The organism is Streptomyces sp. 135, from assembly GCF_020026305.1.
Taxonomy (GTDB): domain Bacteria; phylum Actinomycetota; class Actinomycetes; order Streptomycetales; family Streptomycetaceae; genus Streptomyces.
This window is the reverse complement of the sequence record NZ_CP075691.1, coordinates 7,466,015-7,482,595: the sequence shown is the minus strand read 5'-3', so window position 1 is coordinate 7,482,595 and position 16,581 is coordinate 7,466,015. Positions and strand designations below refer to the sequence as shown.

Genomic DNA, 16,581 nt, shown 5'->3' with positions numbered 1-16,581 from the left:
CCGCGCCATTGCCCCGTTCAGTGCACCAGGCGGACCGGGGCGCCGCCCGCCGCGTCCGAGCGCTCCGCCGCCACGATCACGTCGTCGACGAGCCGGGCCTCCGCCACCGGGCACACCGGCGTACCACCGGTCGCGACGGCCGCCGCGAAGTCGGCGAGCAGCGGCTGGTGGGGGTTGGCCGCCGGGGGCAGGAGGAGCGGCGTTCCGGCAAGGCCCGTGAGCCGGCCCGCGTCGAGCGGGTCGAGCGTCACCGTCCGCCCGCCGCCGGTCAGTTCGACGCGGTCCACCGGCGGCCCCTCACCCCACTCCATGAGGCAGTGCGCCCGCAGACCGGTCCGCCAGCGCAGGGTGAGGTCGGCCCGCCGCTCCGCGCCCCGGGGGAAGCGGCCGCCGAGCCGGGCCGTCATCTCGTACGGCCGCCCGAAGAGGTGGAGCAGCAGGTCGATCCGGTGGCTTCCGGCGTCGGCGAGCACTCCGCCGCCCGACACGGCGGGGTCGGTGCGCCAGCGCATCGGATCGTCGGGGCCCGGTTCGAAGGCGCACCGGAAGTGTGCCTCCACCCGCTCGGGCGTCCACCCGGCCAGTTCGGCACGGAGTCGGCGCACGGCGGGCGCGAGCCTGCGGTAATAGGCGACGCCCGCGCACGGCCAGGCGGTATCCGGCGCGGCGGTATCGAACGCGGCGCCGGTCGCGAGTCCCCCGGCGAGCGGCTTCTCGACGAGGACCGGGATACCGGCGGCCAGCACGGCCCGGGCGAGCGGCACATGGGTGGCGACGGGCGTGGCCACGTACACGGCGTCGACGTCCGAGAGAAGGACCCTCGGGTCGGCGCCGGACCTGGCGACGGCGTGCCGCTCGGCGACCAGTGCCGCGCGGTGCGGGTCGCGGCCCCAGAGGGCGACCGGTTGCTCGCCGAGCGCGTGCAGGGCGGGCAGCGCGCGGCGCGTCACGATGTCGCCGTATCCGGCGATGCCCCACCTCACGCCGCGCCCGGCCGTCTCGCGCTCACGGGACGATCGCCACCTTCAGCGTCTCGTGCGGCGGCCCGGCGTAGGGGGCGTCCTCGGCGTCCGGGTACAGCGCGCGGCTCGCGGAGAGCTGCTCCATGGCCTTCGGGAGTTCGTCGAGGGGGTAGGTGTGCGTGTGGAGGTCGGCGAGGCGCAGGGCGTCGGTGCGTCGGTGGGCGAGGCGTTCGGCGACGGCGAGGGCCTCGGCGCGCGCGGTGTCCAGGGGCTCGGCGGAGCTGTGCACCCGCAGTCCTCTGCGCTCCCAGGTGACCAGGTCGACGCTGACGTGGGTGTCGATGTGGTGCGTGCCGAGGAGGACGACGAGGCCGTTCTGCCGTACGAGTTCCACGCAGGCGTTGAGGGTGGTGGGGGTGCCGACAGCGTCCACGGCCACGTCGAAGTCGGCGCCGACGGCGCGCAGTTGTTCCCGGGTGCCGTCCACGCGGCGTACCGCGTCGGCCCCCGCGGCGCCGGAGCGCTCCAGGCGCCAGTCGTCGAGGTCGACGGCGACGGTCTCGGCGGCGCCGCGCGCCACCGCCACGCGCAGCGCCATCTGCCCGACGGGTCCCTGACCGACGATCACGACGCGGTCGCCGAGGCGGATGCCGCGGGTGGCGTGCACGGCCAGCGGCAGCAGTTGCAGGAGCGCGCCCTGCTCGAAGGGGACGGCGTCGGGCAGCGCGCCGACGCAGATCTCGCGGGCCAGCGCGAAGTCGGCGTAGCCGGTGGTGAGCGGTGTCCGCACGAAGACCCGCTGTCCGGGCACGACCCGGCTCACGGCCTCGCCTGCCGCCTCGACGACCCCGGCGATCTCGTGACCGAAACAGCCCTGGGAGCAGTGGTCGCGCAGACCGTGGTAGTGGAAGTAGGCGAGGTCGCTGCGGTTGCAGACCGTGCAGGCGCGCACGCGCACGAGGACTTCCAGCGGTCCGGGGTCCGGTACCGCCACGTCGGTGACCAGCCTGATGTCGCGCCTGCCGACAAGTTCGTACCTGCGCATGGCCCACTCCCTCACCGGGTGCGATCAGCGGAAGTCACCAGGATTCCCCAACTCCACGCTCGGGATGCTGAATTCGCCCGTCTCGGCCGGTTCGGACTCCTTGACAGCCCCGATCGATACGAGCCAATATCCACTATCCGATTGGCCTGGACCAATCAGCAGGGGCCCCGCGTCACGCACCACGTCACACGAGTCACGCAGCACGTCACACGAGTCACGTATCCGCAACTTCGGAGGTCGCGCCATGGCATCGAGCAGTGACCCGACGCTGGAGCACCTTGCCAACTCCGTGCTGCAACCCGGCTTCGAGGGCACCACGGCCCCCGACTGGGTGCGCCGCAGGATCTCCGAGGGCCTGGGCTCCGTCGTGCTGTTCTCACGGAACATCGAGACTCCCGAGCAGGTGGCGCGGCTCACCGAGGCCCTGCGTGCGGAGAACCCCGACCTGATCGTGGCCATCGACGAGGAGGCGGGCGACGTGACCCGCCTGGAGGCGTGGACCGGCTCGTCCCGGCCCGGCAACCTCGCCCTCGGCGCGGTCGACGACATCGACCTGACCGAGCGCGTGGCCCACGACATCGGGTGCGACCTGCACGCCGCGGGCGTCTCGCTCAACTTCGCGCCCAGCGCGGACGTGAACTCCAACCCGCTCAACCCGGTGATCGGCGTACGCTCCTTCGGCTCCCGCACCGACCTCGTCTCCCGGCACACGGCCGCCTGGATCCGCGGCCTCCAAGGGGCCGGTGTCGCCGCCTGCGCCAAGCACTTCCCCGGCCACGGCGACACGGTCGTCGACTCGCACTACGGCCTGCCGCAGATCCAGGGCTCCGCCGAGGAGATCGCGCTCACCGCGCTGCCGCCGTTCATCGCGGCGATGGAGGCGGGCGTCCGCGCGGTGATGACCGCCCATCTGCTGGCGCCCGCGTACGACCCGGACCTGCCCGCGACCCTCAGCAGCCGCATCCTCGTGGACCTGCTGCGCGGGGAGCTCGGCTTCGACGGGCTGCTGGTCACGGACGGCATCGAGATGGGCGCTGTCACCGACCGCTACGGCATCGACGGCGCCACGGTCAGGGCGGTCGCGGGCGGCGTCGACGCGGTGTGCGTCGGTGGCGAGAGCGCCGACGAGGCCACGGCCGACCTGCTCGCCACGGCCCTGGTGAAGGCCGTCCTCGACGGCACGCTGCCCGAGGAGCGGCTGACCGAGGCGAGCACCCGGGTGCGGGACTTCGCGGCCTGGTCGGGCGAGCGGTCCCGGGCCGTGGCGCGCGCCGCGCGGGACTCCGGCATCGGCCTGGTGGCGGCCCGCCGCGCGGTGCGCGTGCGGCACGGTTCCGGCTCGGCCGCGCTCCCCCTCGCCGGGGCGCCGCACGTCGTGGAGCTCTCCCCGACGATGAACCTCGCCGTCGACGGCCGCACCCCCTGGGGCGTCGCCGAACCCCTGCGCGACCTGCGCCCGGGCACGACGTCCGTCAGGCTGACGGAGCCCGAAATCGCCCACGCGGGCGACCTTCTGCACCGCGAGGCGCTGGCCCCGGCGGTAGGCCGCGCCCTGGTGGTCGTGGTCCGCGACGCGGCCCGCCACCGCTGGATGACCGACACGCTGACCCGCCTCCTGCGCAGCCGCCCCGATGCCCTGGTCGTCGAGATGGGCGTCCCGGCGGGCGACACCCTCGGCGCCGCGCATCTGATCACGCACGGCGCGACCCGCGTGTCGGGCATCGCGGCGGCGGAGCTGCTGGTGGGCGCCACCGCCTGACCTCGCGGACGGACGGTGGCGCCGGCGCGCCCGGCGGGGATCAACCCCGGAGCGGGCCCTCACAGCTGAAGTCCGCGCTGCCGGCGCGGCCGTCGGTCCAGATGTCCACCTCGCCGAACGAGCAGTTCATGTCGGCCAGGTTGTTGTGACCCGCCGCGGCCCGTTCGAGCAGGAAGTAGTCCACGGTCTGCGACATGTCCTTGAAGACGGCGTCGGGGTCGTCGGCCGCGCTCAGACCGGCGGTGATCCGGCCCGTGCAGGTGTAGCGCGGGCGCTCCGGTGCGCCGTTCGAGCGGCACTGGGGTGTGGCGCCCGTGGTGGCCTTGAAGGAAGCACGGACCTGGGCGGCGGTGGTGTCGCGCAGCCGGTCGACCGGCACGTACGTGGTGTCGGGCACGAAGAGGTCGTCGACGTGCGCGATCTGCTTGTCGAGGAAGGCGTCGTACGCGCTCTGCAGGCCGCCGTCCTTGCCGAGCCGGTCGCGCCAGGCGTCGAAGGCGGCGGGGTCGTCGGCGCGCAGATGACGGTACATCTCCTTGATCAGCGCCGGGCGTTCGGTCCACAGGAACTCGAAGAACGTGCCGGCGTAGTCATAGAAGCGGAAGCCGTCGCCTTCGTACGTGGCGTGCAGGATCTGGTCCACGGTCATCCGCGGGCCGCCGTTCGCCGTGTCGTCGATGACGCCCTGCACCAGGGACTTGCGGACCTTGATGCCGTCGTCGCGGGTGGCGCCGTCGAAGAACTCGGCGGTGCCCTCGTCCATCGCGGTGGTCCGATCGCCCTCGTACCAGGGGCCCTCGCCGAAGAATCCGGGCACGGCCCAGCGGCCGTTGAGGTAGTGCGTGTACTCGTGGCGGAAGAGCTCCTCCAGCGTCAGCGACGAGTCCTGCGGGACGCGCCGCTGGTAGGTGTAGAAGGTCGCGCCGCGCTCGATGTAGACACCGCCGTTGTCCGTGCCCATCCCGGTGAGCAGGGGGTGATAGTTCTCGTACTCGGCGCGTGAGGCGTAAAGGACGGTCGTGAGACCGGTGTTGGGGTCCCCGGCGAGCGGTTCCAGGGTGCCGAGGACGCGGTGGAACTGCGCCTTGACCTGCTTGGCGGCGTAGTAGAGCTGATCGACGGTCTTGCGGTCGAGCGCGGTGCGGACCCTCATCCCGCCCTTGTCGTACGTGTAGGTGCTCGGGAAGAGGCGGCGCTCGATGTCGGCCTTGCAGACGTTGTACGGCGCGCAGGCGTCGAACTCGTTGAGCCAGGTGGCGACCTTCGCCCAAGGGGCACTGCCCTCACCGAAGTTGCGGGCCGTGACGGCGACGAGGCCGCCGAGGCCGGGGACGATCTCCTCCCTGAGCCCGGCTATCTGGCCGAACCGGCCGTACTCGCTCAGCGCGTCACGCACCACCCAGGCGTTGGCCGTGCCCTTGAGGTGGGTGTGACCGGCGAAGGCCTTGAAGGCGGCGCGGTAGGAGGCGTCGGCCTTGACCGCCGCGTGGAAGGCGGTGTCCTTGTTCCCGGGGTAGACACCGAGGTAGCTGAGGGAGAGGGCGGCGAGCGCGGAACCGGCCCACGCGGTGTCCTTGGCCGTGTCCGGGTGGGCGGCGTCCATCGTGGTCAGGACGCGCTTGACGAGCGGGAGTTGGTGCTGCCGGAGCCCTGGGGCACTGGCCGCGTACAGCGCCTCGCGCAGGGATTCGGCGTTGGCCCGGGTCGCGTCGAAGGTACGGGGCGCCCTGCCGAAGGCGTCGACGGCGCGGCGCATGGCGTCGACGGTCGGGCCGTCGGTGACGTCGATCTCGTCGTGCGAGAAGTCCTGGTAGGCGACGGCGTGGAGATACGTGAGCATCTCCAGGAGGTTGCTGCCGTTCTTGCCGTCATGGGCGGCGGCGAGCCGGGTGACGCGCACGGAGACCGCCTGGACGTGGGCGTCCGACATGACGGGGGCGAGGCGCTGGTCCCAGGTCCAGATGAGCGTGCGCAGGCAACCGTCCGCGGTGACGGCCGGATCGCCGAGGAAGTCCGCGAACGGCTCGGGCGCGAGGCCGGTGACGCCGTCGAGGGTGCAGGGCGCGGCCTGGGCCCCGGCCGCCTCCCTCTCCTTCGACTTGGGGGTACGGGCGCCCGGGGTACGGCCTCCCGCGATGTCGCCGGGTGCCGGGATCCGGTAGGCGCCCGGCTTGGGAGCGCGTGCCCTGCGGTCGACCACGTCCAAGGGGTTCGGCCCGGCGGGCGCCTTCGCCTGGGCGGTGCGGCGCTCGGGGGCGGGGGCGGGTTCTGCGGCTTGTACGAGAGGGGTGGCCGTGAGGCAGAGAGTCGCCGCTGTCACGCCGGCGAGCACGGATCTGCGCAGGGTTCGTGGACGTAGCTGGGACACCGCGGGCTCCTGTGTGGGAGGTGGGGGATTGACACGTCGGTCAACTGGTGGGCGCCCAGCGGCACTTGAGCGTCACCCGCCGCTGAGCCATGTGATGCGTAACGTAGTAATGTGAAATTGCACTGACAACCCCTCAGGAGCCAGGAACTCTTCCGGACCCCTGTCTCAGACGTCGGGCTCAGGCGCCGGGCGGGCCCTGCGCCCCCGGTTCGCGCAGGGTGCGCAAGAGGAACCGGCCGAGGGCGGGCAGGACTATCAGCGGTGCGAGTGCGATGCCCAGGGAGGTGGCGTCGGCGAGCGCACCGATGAGCGGGCTGGCGAGGCCGCCGATGCTGACCGTCAGACCGAGCGTGACCCCGCTGGCGGTGCCGATCCGGCGGGGCAGGTAGTCCTGGCCGAGGGTGATGTGCAGGGAGAACGGCACGTAGAGGCCGGCCGAGGCGAGGACGACGAAGAGGAAGAGCGCCGGCCCCGGCACCACCACGACACCCGCCACCGCGAGGACCGTCAGCGCGTACGACCACCGCACCACCGGCAGGCGGCCATGACGGGCGGCGAGCCTCCCGCCCGCGACCGTACCGGCGGCGCCGCCGAGGTAGAGCACGAACAGGGCGACGGTTCCCGCCACTTCACCGCCTCCGGTGCGCTGGCGCGCGTACAGCGAGATGAACGTGCTCAAGCCGGCGAACACGATCGAGCGGCAGACGACGGCGCCGGACAGCCTGAGGAAGGAGGGCCAGTCGTCGGCGGGGGCCACCTGGGCGGGCGCCGCGCTCTTCGGTACGGCGGCCTCCGCGGCCCTGACGCCCCGCAACGCGGCCACGCACAGCACCGCCCCCGCGAGGGCGGGGGCCACGAGGAGCGGCGAGGCGCGCAGGCCGCCCGTGGCGACGATGGCGGCGGTCAGCACAGGGGCGGTAGCGAAGCCGAGGTTGCCGCCGAGCGAGAACCAGCTCATGGCGGTATGACTCCCGCGGCTCGCCCGCCGCGCGGCCCGCGCGGCCTCCGGGTGGTACGCGGCGACGCCGATGCCGGACACGGCTACGGCGAGCAGGGTGAGGGCGTAGGAGCCGCCGACCCCGGCAAACGCGACGCCGGCCCCGCCCACCAGCGTGCTGACCGGCAGCAGCCATGGCATGGCCCATTTGTCGGTGAGCGCCCCGAAGAGCGGCTGCACCACGGAGGACAACAGCGACGCGGCGAGCACGATGCCGGACGCGGCGGCATAGGTGTAGGCGCGCTCCGCCACGAAGAAGGGGACAAGCGCGGCGACGGCTCCTTGGTAGACGTCGACGCAGGCGTGAGCGAGGGCGAGGAGAAGGATGGGGCGGCGGGGGCGACGGGGGTGGCGGGGGTGGCGGGCACCTCGTGTGGTGGGTGGGGGTTGGAGCGCGGTGGGTGGGGGTGGGGTGTTGGGGTTGGGGGGTGGCTTGGTGTGGTTGAGGGGTGGCGTGGAGTGGCTGGGGGGCAAGGCGTTGCGGCTGGGGGGCAAGGCGATGCAGCTGAGGGGCGGGGCGATGCGGCTGAGGGCTGGTTCGACACGGCCGAGGGGTGGTTCGACACGGCCGAGGGGTGGCTTGCTGCGGCTGAGGACTGGTCCGCTCCGGCTGGAGGCTGGATCGACACGGCCGAAGGGTGGCCTGCCAGGGCTGCGGGCGGGATCGGCATGGCAGAGGACTGGTCCGCTGCGGCTGGGGGCTGATTCGACACGGCCGAGGGGTGGCTTGCTGCGGCTGAGGACTGGTCCGCTCCAGCTGCGGGCTGGATCGACACCGCCGAGGGCTGGCCCGCTGCGGCTGAGGACTGGCCCGCTCCAGCTGCGGGCTGATTCGACACCGCCGAGGGCTGGCCCGCTGCCGCTGCGGGCTGGTTCGCCGGGACTGAGGGCTGGTTCGCTGGCACCGCCCCATCGTCGCCACGCCGCCCGGTGGCGCGCTTCCGATAAAATGCCAACCTATGCCGGACATCCGCCACACCCCCGAGGCACCCACCCGCACCCAGGTACTGGCCCCCGGCGACCGCATCGACGCGCACCGCCACGACGACCACCAGATCATCTACGCGGGCTCCGGCGTCGTGGCCGTAACCACCGAAGCCGGCACCTGGTTCGCACCCGGCACCCGCGCCATCTGGGTCCCCGCCGGCTGCGTCCATGCGCACCGCGCCCACGGCCACCTGGCGCTGCACCTGCTCGGTCTGCCCGCCGGCACGAACCCGCTCGGCCTCGACGTGCCGACCGTCCTCACCGTCAGCCCGCTGCTGCGCGAACTGATCCTCGCCTGGACCCGGGGCCCGTACGAGGACACTCCCGAGCGGCGGCGCCTTCGCGCGGTGCTCCTCGACCAACTGCGCGCGTCACCCCAGCAACCCGTCCAGCTGCCCACCCCCTCGGACCCACGCCTCGCCGCCGTCTGCACCCTGCTGCACGACGACCCGGCCGACACCCGGGGCCTCGCCCAACTCGCCGCCGCGGCCGGGGCGGGCGAGCGCACCCTCAGCCGCCTCTTCCGCCGCGAGCTGGGCATGACCTTCCCGCAGTGGCGCACGCAGCTGCGCCTCTACCACGCCCTGCGCATGCTGGCCGACGGCACGCCGGTCACCGCGGTCGCACACCGCTGCGGATGGGCGTCCACCAGCGCCTTCATCGATGTGTTCCGCCGCGCGTTCGGTTACACGCCGGGAGCGCACCACCGCCGCGGCTGATCCGCTCCCAAGGTCATCAACTCCCGTACTCTTACGCCCCCTTGGCAGGCCCAGTGCCATGTGAAATATTACTGGCGTGCTCACGAGACACCCTTCCGGACGTCCGGAACACTCGGACGTCATCGTCGTGGGAGCCGGGGTGGTCGGCGCGGCCTGCGCCTACTACGCCTCCCTCTCCGGCCTCCGAGTCACCGTCGTCGACCGCGGACCCGTCGCGGGCGGCACGACGGGAGCAGGCGAGGGCAACCTCCTCGTCTCCGACAAGGAGCCCGGCCCCGAGCTCGAACTGGCGCTGTTCTCAGCCCGGTTGTGGCAAGACCTGGCGGCCGGGCTCCCCTCGCGCATCGAGTACGAGAGAAAGGGCGGCCTCGTCGTCGCCTCCACCGAGGCGGGGATGAACGCGCTGCGGGGCTTCGCTGCGGGACAGGAGCAGGCGGGCGTCGAGGCGATCGAGGTCCCCGCCGACGGCCTCGCCGACCTGGAACCGCACCTGGCCCCCGGCCTCACGGGCGGCTTCCACTACCCGCAGGACGCCCAGGTGCAACCGGCCCTGGCGGCGGCCCACCTGTTGAGGGCGGCCGCCGGCGCGGGACGCCTGACACTGCGGCTCGGCGAGGAGGTCACCGCGGTCCTCACCGGGCCGGGCGGCGAGGTGCGCGGCGTACGGACCCCGGCGGGCGACGTGAAGGCTCCGCACGTGGTCAACGCCGCCGGCACCTGGGGTGGCCGACTCGCCCGCATGGCGGGAGTGGAACTGCCCGTGCTCCCCCGGCGGGGCTTCGTGCTCGTCACGGAACCGCTGCCGCGCGTCGTACGGCACAAGGTGTACTCCGCGGACTACGTCGCCGACATCGCCAGCGACTCCGCCGGGCTCCAGACGTCCGCCGTGGTGGAGGGCACCCCGGCGGGCCCGGTGCTCATCGGCGCGAGCCGGGAGCGGGTGGGCTTCGACCGCAGCCTGTCCGTCGAGGTGCTGCGGCGCCTCGCGGCACAGGCCACGCGGCTCTTCCCCGTCCTCGCCGAAGTCAGGGCGATCCGTACGTACGCGGGCTTCCGCCCCTACCTCCCCGATCATCTCCCGGCGATCGGCCCCGACCCGCGCGTCCCGGGCCTGCTGCACGCGTGCGGTCACGAGGGCGCGGGCATCGGCCTCGCCCCGGCCACGGGGCTGCTCGTCGCCGTGATGCTGACGGGGCGTGAACCCCCGTTGTCAACAGGCCCGTTCGCACCCGAGCGTTTCACGGAAGAGGCGGCCACAGGGTGAGCACGCACAGCCCCCACGTTTCCGTATCCGTAGTCGAGTCCGTACCCGAGAGGAGTGAGCCGCCTCATGAAGCGTGACGAACGGACACCCGCCGGGCTCGTGGGTGCCTCCCCGCACGCCGCCGCCTTCACGATCACCTTCGACGGCCGCGAACTGCCCGTCCTGCCGGGCCAGTCCATCGCCGCCGCGCTCTGGGCCGCCGGCATCCTCGCCTGGCGGAGCACCCGCGTCGGCGGTCGCCCGCGCGGGGCGTTCTGCGGGATCGGCCAGTGCTACGACTGCCTCGCCACCGTCAACGGCCGCCCCAACCGGCGGGCGTGCCTGGTCACCGCCCGGCCCGGCGACGCGGTGACCACGCAGGAAGGACACGGCCATGCCGGGCTCGACACCTGAGGCGTACGACGTCGCGGTGCTGGGCGCGGGACCCGCGGGCCTCGCGGGTGCCGTGACAGCCGCCGAACTTGGCCTCTCCGTCGCGCTGTTGGACGCTTCGGACCGGCCCGGCGGCCAGTTCTACCGGCACCCCGCCCCGGCCACGGGCGCCACCCGCCCAGAGGCCCTGCACCACGACTGGGCCGCCTACGCCGACCTGCGCGACCGCCTGGCGGCGAGCGACGTCACCCAGCTCTTCGGCCACCACGTCTGGACGGTGACGCGCGAGACGGCCGGGGAACGGTGGGCCGTCCACGCGCTCACCGGTGAGGAGGACGGAGAGGACGGCACGCACACGGACGTGCTCAGGGACGGGCACGGGCTGGTACCAGGGCAGCGGCCGGTGACCGTCCGGGCCCGCGCGATCCTCCTCGCGACCGGCTCGTACGAACGCCACCTGCCCTTCCCCGGCTGGACCCTGCCGGGCGTCGTGGGCGCGGGCGGCGCCCAGGCCGTGCTCAAGTCCGGTCTCGCCCTGCCCGGCAGCCGCGTCGTCGTCGCGGGCAGCGGACCGCTGCTGCTCGCCGTCGCCACCTCGCTCGCCGCAGCCGGGGCCGAGGTCCCGGAGGTGGTCGAGGCGTCGGGCTACCTCGGTTACGCCCGCCGCCCGGGCGCGCTCGCCGCCAACCCGCACAAGCTCGCGGAGGCAGCGCTCCACGGCACGGCGCTGCTGCGCCACCGGGTGTGTCTGCGCACCCGCAGCGCGGTGACCGAGGCGCACGGCACGGACCGGGTGGAGGCGGTGACGGTCTCCCGCCTGGACCGCGACTGGCGACCGGTGCCGGGCACGGCCCGCCGCGTCACCTGCGACGCGCTGGCGGTCGGCCACGGCCTGGTCCCGCACATCGACCTGGCGACCGCCCTGGGCTGCGCCACCCGCCGTGCCGCCGACGGCACGCACGCCCTCGCCCTGAGCCCGCTCCAGGAGACATCACTCCCGGGCATGTGGGCGGCGGGCGAGACGTCGGGCATCGGAGGGGCGCAATCGGCCCGCGCGGAGGGCGAGTTGGCGGCGGTGGCGATCGCCGCCCGACTGACCGGGGAGCGCCCGTCGCCCCTTCCCCGGCTGCGCGCCCTGCGACGCCGCCGTGACCGCATGCGCGCCTTCGCCGAGACGATGACCGCCGCGCACGCGCCGGGCCCCGGCTGGACGGGGTGGCTCAGCGACGACACGGACGTGTGCCGCTGCGAGGAGGTGACGGCGGGCCGCGTACGGGAGGCCGTGGCCGACTACGGCGCCCGCGACGCCCGCACCGTCAAGCTCCTCACCCGGGCGGGCATGGGCTGGTGCCAGGGCCGCATGTGCGGAACGGCGGTGGCCTCCCTCACCGCACCGGCCACCACCATCCCCACACCCCCCGACCGCCGCCCACTCGCCACGCCCATCCCTCTCACCACCCTCGCCGACCTCCCGATCCCTGCCGCGGAACCCACCGGGCGCACCGACCACACCGATCCGGGCGGCTCGGATGACCTGGATGACCTGGATGGCCCGGCCGGCCCGGATGGCCCGGATGGCCCGGGTGACCCAAACCCGAACCCGCACCCCCGATGAAGGGCAGGCAGCCATCATGACCACCACCCCCCGAACCCCCACCTGGACGCCGACCTGGACACCGCACCGCCCCTGGCGCGGCATCATGGTCGCCACCGCGCTCCCCCTCCGCGATGACCTCTCCATCGACCACGACGCCTACGCCGCGCACATCCGCCACCTCCTCGCGAACGGCTGCGACGGCGTCGTCCCCAACGGATCCCTCGGCGAGTACCAGACCCTCACCGACGACGAACGCGCCCACGTCGTCCGCACCGCCGTCGAGGCGGCGGGCGACGGAGCCCGGGTGATGCCCGGCGTCTCCGCCTACGGCAGCGCCGAGTCCCGCCGCTGGGCCGAGCAGGCGGCACAGGCGGGCTGCGGCTCGGTGCTGCTCCTGCCGCCGAACGCCTACCGCGCCGACGAGGATTCCGTGCGCGCCCACTACGCCGAGGTCGCCAAGGCCGGCGTGCCCGTGGTCGCGTACAACAACCCCCTCGACACGAGGGTCGACCTGGTGCCCGACCTGCTCGCCCGGCTGCACGGCGACGGCAGCATCGTGGCGGTGAAGGAGTTCAGCGGCGATGTGCGCAGGGCGTACGAGATCGCCGAGCTGGCCCCGGACCTCGATCTGCTGATCGGCGCGGACGACGTCCTGGTGGAGCTGGCCGTCGCGGGCGCGGTGGGCTGGATCGCCGGATATCCGAACGCGTTCCCCGCCGCCTGCGCGGAGCTCTACCACGCCGCCTGCGCGCGGGACCTGGACACGGCACTGCCGCTCTACCGCTCACTGCACCCGCTCCTGCGCCAGGACTCCAAGACCGAGTTCGTGCAGTCCATCAAGCTCTCGATGGATCTCGTGGGCCGCCGCGGCGGCCCGACCCGCCCCCCGCGCGCCCCCCTGTCCGGCGCCACGGAGGCGCTGGTGCGGGCGGCCACCGAGAAGGCGCTGGCGGCAGGCCACCGCTAGAGACGCCCGCACCCTCCGAGGAGATCCATGCGCACCCGACACGTCTTCCACGCCGTCGACTCTCACACCGAGGGCATGCCCACCCGGGTGATCACCGGCGGCGTAGGGGTGGTCCCCGGCGCCACCATGGCCGAGCGCCGGCTCCACTTCATCGAACACCTGGACCATCTGCGTACGCTCCTGATGTACGAGCCGCGCGGCCACTCCGCCATGAGCGGCGCGATCCTCCAGCCCCCGACCCGCCCCGACGCCGATTACGGCGTCCTCTACATCGAGGTGTCCGGCCTGCTGCCCATGTGCGGCCACGGCACCATCGGCGTCGCGACGGTCCTCGTCGAGACGGGCATGGTGCCGGTCACCGAGCCCGTCACCACGGTCCGTCTGGACACCCCGGCGGGCTTGATCTCCGTAGACGTGCAGGTCAGCGACGGCGCGGCGACATCGGTGACGCTCACCAACGTCCCCGCGTTCTGTGTCGCCCTGGACCGTGAGATCGACGTGCCGGGCCACGGCACGGTGACGTACGACCTGGCCTTCGGAGGGAACTTCTACGCGTTCGTCCCCCTCGACGCACTGGGGCTGCCGTTCGACCGCGCCCGCAAGGACGACCTGCTCGCGGCGGGTCTCGCCGTGATGGACGCGATCAACGCCTCACCGGACCGCCCGACCCACCCCGAGCAGCCGGACATCTCCGGCGTCAAGCACGTCTACCTCGCGGCACCGGGCTCGGACGCGTACCGCTCCCGGCACGCGATGGCGATCCACCCCGGCTGGTTCGACCGCTCCCCGTGCGGAACGGGCACCTCCGCGCGGATGGCGCAGCTGCACGCCCGCGGCGAACTCCCCTTGGACCGCGACTTCGTCAACGAGTCCTTCATCGGTACGGAGTTCACCGGCCGGCTGATCGCACGGACAGAGGTGGCGGGTCTGCCCGCGGTCGTCCCCCGGATCACCGGACGGGCCTGGATCACCGGCACGGCCCAGTACTTCCTGGACCCCGACGATCCGTTCCCCGCGGGGTTCACCCTCTGACCCCGGCGGCTCCCCGACCGCCCAACTGGCAACGTGACATTGTACTTTGGTGCTCCGCGCGGGCGCGGGTACCACCGGAGGGGAGCACCATGGGGCACCTGAAGCACAAGAACCTCATCACGACCAGGGAGCGACTGCGCGATCAGGTCGCCCACGCCCTGCGGGCCGCCCTGATCTCCGGCGAGCTGCGGCCCGGCGAGATCTACTCCGCACCCGGCCTCGCCGAGGACTTCGGCATCTCGGCGACGCCGGTGCGCGAGGCGATGCTCGATCTGGCCCGGGAGGGCCTCGTCGAGCCGGTCCGCAACAAGGGCTTTCGCGTCACGGAGGTCAATGAGCGCGACCTCGACCAGTACTCGGAGATCCGCGCCCTGATCGAGGTGCCCGTGATCGGCCGCATCACCCGCACCGCGGCCCGCGAGGAACTGGAGGCGCTGCGCCCGGTCGCCGAGGAGATCGTGCGCGCCGCCCGGAGCCATGACCTGATCGCCTACCTGGAGGCCGACCGCCGCTTCCACCTGTCACTGCTCGCCCTCTCGGGCAACGACCGCCTGGTCGAGACGGTCGGCGACCTGCGCAAGCGCTCCCGTCTCTACGGCCTGACGGCCCTGGACGAGAACGACCAGCTGACCCCGTCGGCCGAGGAGCACATCGAGCTCCTCGACCTGATGCTGTCGGGCGACGCGGGGGCGGCGGAGCGGTGCATGGCCCGGCACCTCGGCCATGTGCGGTCGCTGTGGGCGGAGGGTGCGGCGGCGATCCCGCGATAGATCCTCACACGAAAAATCCCCACGATCTCTGGGAGATCGTGGGGATCGCGACGCGCCGTGAAACCGCTCTGTCGCCTCTGTGTCCGAGGGGGGACTTGAACCCCCACGCCCGTTAAAGGGCACTAGCACCTCAAGCTAGCGCGTCTGCCATTCCGCCACCCGGACTAGGTGTCTGCCGCCGTGCGGGGTGTTCCCCGCGGCGACATGGACAACAATACCAAGGTTTCGGAGTGCCTTTCACCTGCATATCCGTCCGCCGACCGCCGGATGCACGGTGGGCGGCGCCAGCCCCCAGTCCCTACGTCACCGTGGGTCACGTAGGGGTTACGGAGACGTCACCTCCGCCATGATGTAGCTCACCGTCGACGAACGCTCCGCGCCAGGACGCGCGGCTATAGGACCGGCCGAGGCGCACCACGATCGCACGGTGACCGCGAGGAGCTCTTCGGTGGCTTCGGCACGTCATGGCGGCGAGCAGCTCCGCGCAGCCCCTCGGGGAGGAGATGGCTTGACCTCGCCTCCTGAAGGGGCCCTCCCGGCGGCGGGAGGGCCCTCCGTGTCGAGCAGGGGGTGTCGGTGCCTGGTTCAGTCCCCGCAGCGCCCGGAACGCAGGGAGTGCAGGTGTTCGCTGGACTTGCGGGCGAAGGCGTAGGACTCGACCGGGTTGTCGTGCTCGGTCTGCCAGTGGTGGTAGCGCCGTCCGTGGTGGGTGCGCGCGGTCACCTTCGAAAGGAACTTCTTGTAGTCGATGTCGCCGTCCCCGACATCCGACATGCGGTAACCGTCGCGGGTCGTCTCGTCACGCACGCCGTCCTTGACGTGGAACAGCGGATAGCGATGCGGCTGCTTCAGTACGTAGTCGACCGGCTCGAAGGGGGCGGGCGTGCCGTCGGGGCGCTTGCCGAAGCGAAATTGGGCGCAGTAGGCCCAGTAGATGTCCATCTCCAGAAACACGTGATCGGGGTCGGTCTCTGCGAGCAGTACGTCGTAGAGGCGCACGCCCGGCTTGTCCGTGGCGAAGGAGAACTCCTCCGCGTGGTTGTGCTGGTAGAACTTCATGCCGCGCTTGCGGGCCGCCTCGCCATACGTGTTGAAGTCGTCCGCCGCGCGCTTCCAGGCGTCGACCGTCGAGCCGTAGCGGAAGGGGCCCGAGGCCGTCCCGATGTGCTTCAGACCGAGCGCCTCCGCGTCGTCCAGGACCTTGGTGAGGTTCTGCGCGAACGTGTACGCGTTCGGGTTGTTGTTGTCGTAATAGCCGACGTGGGACCCGATGGGGTGCAGTCCGTGGTCGCGGGCGAGTGCCTTCAGCTGGGCGAGGCTGATGGCGCCCGCCGAGCCCTGGCTGTAACCGGCGAACTCGATCTCGTCATAGCCGTACTTCTTCAATTCGGCGAATACGGCGGCGAATCCGAGGGCGGAGACCTTGTCGCGGAGGCTGTAGAGCTGGATGCCGAGGCGTCCCGGCGGCAGGACGGGGCGGCCTCGACCCTTCTCTCCCGCCGCGGCCGGCGTCGCGGTGCCGAGGAGGGCCGCGGCGGTGGCGCCCGCCGCGACGCCAAGCATGCCGCGTCGGCTGAGTCTGTGGGCGAGTTCGGGGTCGGCGGGGGTCTGCTTGCGGCTCATGCGGTTCTCCTCGACTGGTTCAGGCTGGATCAGGGCGGATTAGGGTGAATCAGGGTGGATCGGGGCGAATCAGGGCGGATCAGGGTCGTGTCAGGGATCGGTTCGACCTACGGTTCAGG

Annotated in this window: 13 protein-coding genes and 1 tRNA gene; 8 read left to right on the top strand and 6 right to left on the bottom strand. The window is 72.7% G+C overall.

Annotation, left to right across the window (positions count from 1 at the left end; all coding sequences use genetic code 11):
• Positions 1 to 17: 17 nt before the first annotated feature.
• Positions 18 to 983, bottom strand: coding sequence for a Gfo/Idh/MocA family oxidoreductase (locus KKZ08_RS33575; RefSeq protein WP_223778012.1), 966 nt, complete (start codon positions 981 to 983; stop codon positions 18 to 20).
• A gap of 22 nt (positions 984 to 1,005) precedes the next feature.
• A complete protein-coding gene (locus KKZ08_RS33570) occupies positions 1,006 to 2,007 on the bottom strand; it encodes a zinc-binding dehydrogenase (RefSeq protein ID WP_223778011.1) in 1,002 nt (333 codons plus the stop codon).
• A gap of 244 nt (positions 2,008 to 2,251) precedes the next feature.
• Between KKZ08_RS33570 and KKZ08_RS33565 the strand changes: the two genes are divergently transcribed.
• Positions 2,252 to 3,766 carry a glycoside hydrolase family 3 N-terminal domain-containing protein gene (locus KKZ08_RS33565; RefSeq protein ID WP_223778010.1) on the top strand — a complete coding sequence of 505 codons (1,515 nt, stop codon included), beginning with the start codon at positions 2,252 to 2,254 and terminating at the stop codon, positions 3,764 to 3,766.
• Positions 3,767 to 3,806: 40 nt separating this feature from the next.
• On the opposite strand, the gene KKZ08_RS33560 is transcribed toward KKZ08_RS33565, so the two are convergent.
• Positions 3,807 to 6,086 (bottom strand): collagenase, encoded by a 2,280-nt coding sequence (locus tag KKZ08_RS33560; RefSeq protein WP_223778009.1) that lies wholly within the window; start codon positions 6,084 to 6,086, stop codon positions 3,807 to 3,809.
• Between the two features lie 226 nt (positions 6,087 to 6,312).
• On the bottom strand, positions 6,313 to 7,458 hold the full coding sequence (locus KKZ08_RS33555; RefSeq protein ID WP_223779291.1) for an MFS transporter: 1,146 nt from the start codon (positions 7,456 to 7,458) through the stop codon (positions 6,313 to 6,315).
• 632 nt (positions 7,459 to 8,090) lie between these two features.
• Between KKZ08_RS33555 and KKZ08_RS33550 the strand changes: the two genes are divergently transcribed.
• The 7 genes from KKZ08_RS33550 to KKZ08_RS33520 all read left to right on the top strand — a co-directional run bounded on the left by KKZ08_RS33550 (position 8,091) and on the right by KKZ08_RS33520 (position 14,839).
• Complete coding sequence (locus tag KKZ08_RS33550) at positions 8,091 to 8,837, top strand: helix-turn-helix transcriptional regulator (protein ID WP_223778008.1); 747 nt, start codon at positions 8,091 to 8,093, stop codon at positions 8,835 to 8,837.
• A 76-nt stretch (positions 8,838 to 8,913) separates the two neighbouring features.
• Positions 8,914 to 10,101 carry an FAD-dependent oxidoreductase gene (locus KKZ08_RS33545; RefSeq protein WP_223778007.1) on the top strand — a complete coding sequence of 396 codons (1,188 nt, stop codon included), beginning with the start codon at positions 8,914 to 8,916 and terminating at the stop codon, positions 10,099 to 10,101.
• A 66-nt stretch (positions 10,102 to 10,167) separates the two neighbouring features.
• Entirely contained in the window at positions 10,168 to 10,494 is a 327-nt protein-coding gene (locus tag KKZ08_RS33540) for a (2Fe-2S)-binding protein (RefSeq protein ID WP_223778006.1), read from the top strand.
• On the top strand, positions 10,475 to 12,088 hold the full coding sequence (locus KKZ08_RS33535; protein ID WP_223778005.1) for an NAD(P)/FAD-dependent oxidoreductase: 1,614 nt from the start codon (positions 10,475 to 10,477) through the stop codon (positions 12,086 to 12,088). Before KKZ08_RS33540 ends, KKZ08_RS33535 begins: the two co-directional genes overlap by 20 nt.
• Positions 12,089 to 12,104: 16 nt before the next feature.
• A complete protein-coding gene (locus KKZ08_RS33530) occupies positions 12,105 to 13,037 on the top strand; it encodes a dihydrodipicolinate synthase family protein (protein WP_223778004.1) in 933 nt (310 codons plus the stop codon).
• Between the two features lie 27 nt (positions 13,038 to 13,064).
• The gene (locus KKZ08_RS33525) at positions 13,065 to 14,069 is read left to right on the top strand and encodes a proline racemase family protein (RefSeq protein WP_223778003.1); all 1,005 of its coding nucleotides are present in this window, start codon (positions 13,065 to 13,067) and stop codon (positions 14,067 to 14,069) included.
• Positions 14,070 to 14,158: 89 nt separating this feature from the next.
• Complete coding sequence (locus KKZ08_RS33520; RefSeq protein ID WP_223778002.1) at positions 14,159 to 14,839, top strand: GntR family transcriptional regulator; 681 nt, start codon at positions 14,159 to 14,161, stop codon at positions 14,837 to 14,839.
• Positions 14,840 to 14,919: 80 nt separating this feature from the next.
• Here KKZ08_RS33520 and KKZ08_RS33515 read toward each other — a convergent pair.
• Both KKZ08_RS33515 and KKZ08_RS33510 read right to left on the bottom strand, forming a co-directional pair.
• A tRNA-Leu gene (locus KKZ08_RS33515) sits at positions 14,920 to 15,004 on the bottom strand.
• A gap of 420 nt (positions 15,005 to 15,424) precedes the next feature.
• Entirely contained in the window at positions 15,425 to 16,462 is a 1,038-nt protein-coding gene (locus KKZ08_RS33510) for a sugar phosphate isomerase/epimerase (protein WP_223778001.1), read from the bottom strand.
• Positions 16,463 to 16,581: the final 119 nt, after the last annotated feature.

Excerpts from the sequence above, each read along its gene's own strand:
- KKZ08_RS33570 (WP_223778011.1), bottom strand. The coding sequence starts at position 2,007 with ATGCGCAGGTACGAACTTGTCGGCAGGCGCGACATCAGGCTGGTCACC.
- KKZ08_RS33565 (WP_223778010.1), top strand. The coding sequence starts at position 2,252 with ATGGCATCGAGCAGTGACCCGACGCTGGAGCACCTTGCCAACTCCGTG.
- KKZ08_RS33550 (WP_223778008.1), top strand. The coding sequence starts at position 8,091 with ATGCCGGACATCCGCCACACCCCCGAGGCACCCACCCGCACCCAGGTA.
- KKZ08_RS33540 (WP_223778006.1), top strand. The coding sequence starts at position 10,168 with ATGAAGCGTGACGAACGGACACCCGCCGGGCTCGTGGGTGCCTCCCCG.
- KKZ08_RS33535 (WP_223778005.1), top strand. The coding sequence starts at position 10,475 with ATGCCGGGCTCGACACCTGAGGCGTACGACGTCGCGGTGCTGGGCGCG.
- KKZ08_RS33530 (WP_223778004.1), top strand. The coding sequence starts at position 12,105 with ATGACCACCACCCCCCGAACCCCCACCTGGACGCCGACCTGGACACCG.
- KKZ08_RS33525 (WP_223778003.1), top strand. The coding sequence starts at position 13,065 with ATGCGCACCCGACACGTCTTCCACGCCGTCGACTCTCACACCGAGGGC.
- KKZ08_RS33520 (WP_223778002.1), top strand. The coding sequence starts at position 14,159 with ATGGGGCACCTGAAGCACAAGAACCTCATCACGACCAGGGAGCGACTG.
- KKZ08_RS33510 (WP_223778001.1), bottom strand. The coding sequence starts at position 16,462 with ATGAGCCGCAAGCAGACCCCCGCCGACCCCGAACTCGCCCACAGACTC.